Genomic DNA, 3,576 nt, shown 5'->3' with positions numbered 1-3,576 from the left:
GCGCCCGGTCCGGCCGCGGCGATCCCGGCGTTCGCATCCACCGGCCGAGCTCCCATCCCGGCGAAGAGGCGTGGCCATCCAAGGCGCGCCGCAGAGTGCTCCCCGACGATCCCGAACAGTGCGAAAACCGCACCCACGCACCTCCTGGAGCCAGAACGCACGCGCGCCATCCCCCATGCCGGCGCCGGGGCGGGGTCAGCTCACCGTTGTGTCTGATTCGGGAGGGTGAGGATCTCGGCTCCGTCGTTGGTGATGGCGATCGTGTGCTCGCTGTGGGCCGTGCGGCAGCCGGTCGCGCTCCGGAGCGTCCAGCCGTCGGCATCGGTGACGAGCTTGTCGGTGTCGGCCATGATCCAGGGCTCCAGGGCGAGGAGCAGCCCGGGGCGCAGCTTGTATCCGCGGCCGGGCCGTCCCGAGTTGGGGACGTGCGGGTCCTGGTGCATCGTCGATCCGACGCCGTGGCCTCCGAACTCGGTGTTGATCGAATATCCGGCCGCGTTGAGCACCGAGCCGATGGCATGGGAGATGTCTCCGATACGAGCGCCCGGTCCGGCCGCGGCGATCCCGGCGTTCAGTGCGCGCTCGGTCGCGCTGATCATCGCGACGCTCTGCGGAGGCTCGGAGTCGCCCACGATGAAGCTGATGGCGGAGTCGGCGACGACTCCGCCATGGGTGACGGCGAGGTCGAGTGACAGCAGGTCGCCGTCGGCGAGCGAGTAGTCGTAGGGGCGTCCGTGGAGCACCGCGTCGTTGACGGACGTGCAGATGTAGTGGCCGAACGGTCCGCGTCCGAAGGACGGCTCGTAGTCGACGTAGCAGGACTGGGCGCCGGCCTCGATGATCATGGCCTTGGTCCACCGGTCGATGTCGTGAAGGTTCGTGCCCACCTCGCAGCGGCTCTTCAGCGTCTGCAGTATGTCCGCGACCAGGGCACCCGCCTCCTTCGCTCGGGGCAGTTCGGTGGGGTTCAGGATCTCGATCATGCGGCGCCTCACTCGCGTTCCAATAAGTATCCCGGCCATATTATCCCGGTACTAGTATTGGGTCATGGTCAGGTTGCCGCTCACTCCCGCAGAAGTCGAACGCGGACAGCGCCTCGGCGCCCTCCTGCGACGCGCCCGGGGGGACAGGTCGATGCTCGCCATCGCACTGGACGCGGGTGTCTCGCCGGAGACCCTCCGCAAGATCGAGTCCGGTCGCGTGGCGACCCCCGCCTTTCCGACCATCGCCGCCATCGCCGACGTCCTCGGCCTGTCCCTCGACGCGCTTTGGTCGGAGATCAACCGCTCGGACGGCGGAGACCGGCTCGCAAGATCAGCCCCCGACCCCGGCGAGCGACTGGCCATGTAACGCTCGCCCCGGCGACTCCGTAGCCGGATCAAGCCGAACGCCGCCCTCCGCTGGTCGAGGGGTGGTTCGAGAGGGGCGGTCGGCGGAGCACCACGGCGCGACTCTCGCTGCGTTGCATGGCCGTGAGGGGTGGGGTCAGTTGCGGGGGACGGTGGTGATGCCGGTGTTGGTGCGGGCTATTGCTATGTCTCCTTCCTGGTCGGTGCGGTGGATTTGGGTGTGGAGGCGGCGCAGCAGCGCGAGGGTGGTGCGGGACGGGTGGCCGTAGTCGTTGTGGTCGCCTACCGAGATGAGCGCGACGGACGCATGGGCGGCGGCGAGGAAGCCGGGGTCCTGGCTTCGCGAGCCGTGGTGCGGGACCTTCAAGACCTGGACGTGGGGGACGGTCGATTCCAGGGCGCGTTGTGCGTCCAGTTCGACATCCCCCGCGAGGAGGGCGCTGAAGCCCGGCTTGCGGGCCACGAGGACCACGCTCGCGTTGTTGATCGTGGTGCCGTCGTCCTCGGGTGAGAGCACGGGCGCGGTGGGCCGCGGAGCCAGGACGGAAAGGGCCAGGTCACCGATGCGCCATTGCTGGCCGGGCTCGGCATGGGCGGTGTGGAGGCCGGACGTGTAGCGCGCCTCGCGGCCGGACGAGAGGGGCGTCGTCAGCACCTCGTTAACGGTGCGGCCGTGCCGGACTCCGGACGTGCCGTCGATGTGGTCGGCGTGCGGGTGGGTCAGGATGAGCAGCGGGACGTCCCGTACGCCGAGGCGCTTCAGGCAGCGGTCGACCGGTACTGGGTCGGGGCCCGTGTCGACGACGACCGCCTGGCGCGGGCCGGCGGACAGGACCAAGGCGTCGCCCTGGCCCACGTCGCAGGCGACCATCTGCCATCCGGGTGGCGGCCAGCCGGGCGCCATCGCGCGCATCGCCACGACCGCGATCAGGACACCGGCCATGGCGGCCACCGTGAGGAGGCGCAGACGGCGGCTGCGCAGGATCAGGACGGCGATCCCGCCGGCCAGCAGGAGGGTGAGGGCGCCGAGCCCGTCACCCATCCAGGGGACCGTCGCGTAAGGCAGGGCCGCGGCGGTGCGGGCGACCCAGATGATCCAGCCGACGGCGAGGCCGGCGGGCCACACGATGACCCTGGCGAGCGGCAGTGAGAGGGGCGCCGTGGTGGCGCCGAGCGCGCCGAGTAGCGTGGCGGGAGCGACGGCGGGGGCGGCCAGCAGGTTCGCGAAGACGGAGACGACGCCCACCTCTCCGGACAGCATCACCAGGACGGGTGCCACGGCCACCTCGGCGGCGGCCGCGACGGCGAGGGCGTCTGCGAGGGGGCCGGGCAGGCGGCGCCCCAGCCGTTCGCGCCACGGCGGTGCCAGGACGAGCAGGCCGGCCGTCGCGAGGACCGACAGCGCGAACCCGTACGAGCGCGCCAGTTCCGGATCGATCAGCACCAGGATGAGGACGGCCGCGGCCAGCGCGGGGATTCCTTGGCGTTGCCGTCCTGTGAACAGCGCGAGCAGGCCGATCAGGCCCATGACGGTCGCGCGGAGGACGCTCGGCTCGGGACGTGCGACGACGACGAACGCGCAGACCGCGAGGACGGCGATGGGCGGGGCGCGGCGGTGGCCGAGGCCCACCAGGCGGCAGAGCCCGAGCACCGCCCCGATGACGATCGCCAGGTTCGCGCCGGAGACCACCAGCAGGTGGGTGAGCCCGGCCCTCCGGAAGTCCTCCGCGAGCGCCGGGTCCATGAGCGAGGTGTCGCCGACGACCATGCCGGGCAGTACTCCGCGCTGATCGGAGGGAAGCCGGTCCACGGCCGCCCGCAGCTTCGCCCGGACGTGCTCGGCGACCCGCTGGATCCCGGACGGCGGCCCGAGGACGGTGGGCGGCCCGCGGACGATCACGATCGCGGCCAGCAGGTCGGCGCCCTTGGGCGGCACGAACCGCCCCCGCAGCCGCACGCGCTGGCTGGGCACCAGGCGGAGCCAGCGCGCGTCGCCCGCGATCAGCAGCACCGGAACGCGGACCCGGGCTCGCCGCATCGCCTCCACCCGTGCCCGGACGATGATCGTCCGCCGGCCGTTGCCGGGCTTCTCCCGCGGATCCCCGGTCACCACCGCCTCGGCGGCCGCGAACCTTCCGGCCCGCGCGACGTCCCGCACCGGTCCGCTGCCCACCGCGGTCGCCCGCAACCCCACCCCGCACGCCGACGCCGCCGCACACGCCAGAAC

General features: G+C 72.1%; 3 protein-coding genes. 1 reads left to right on the top strand and 2 read right to left on the bottom strand.

Annotated features, from left to right (window positions below; genetic code table 11):
• Window positions 1-200: 200 nt before the first annotated feature.
• A complete protein-coding gene (map, locus tag E1293_RS45605; RefSeq protein WP_132206184.1) occupies window positions 201-983 on the bottom strand; it encodes a type I methionyl aminopeptidase in 783 nt (260 codons plus the stop codon).
• Between the two features lie 64 nt (window positions 984-1,047).
• Between map and E1293_RS45600 the strand changes: the two genes are divergently transcribed.
• Window positions 1,048-1,350, top strand: coding sequence for a helix-turn-helix domain-containing protein (locus tag E1293_RS45600; protein ID WP_132206182.1), 303 nt, complete (start codon window positions 1,048-1,050; stop codon window positions 1,348-1,350).
• A gap of 135 nt (window positions 1,351-1,485) precedes the next feature.
• On the opposite strand, the gene E1293_RS45595 is transcribed toward E1293_RS45600, so the two are convergent.
• Window positions 1,486-3,576 (bottom strand): ComEC/Rec2 family competence protein (locus E1293_RS45595; protein WP_207939509.1); only part of this gene is annotated, 2,091 nt, incomplete at its 5' end.

The organism is Actinomadura darangshiensis (assembly GCF_004349235.1).
In the GTDB taxonomy this organism is placed as follows: domain Bacteria; phylum Actinomycetota; class Actinomycetes; order Streptosporangiales; family Streptosporangiaceae; genus Spirillospora; species Spirillospora darangshiensis.
This window is presented reverse-complemented; position numbering and strand designations above follow the sequence as displayed.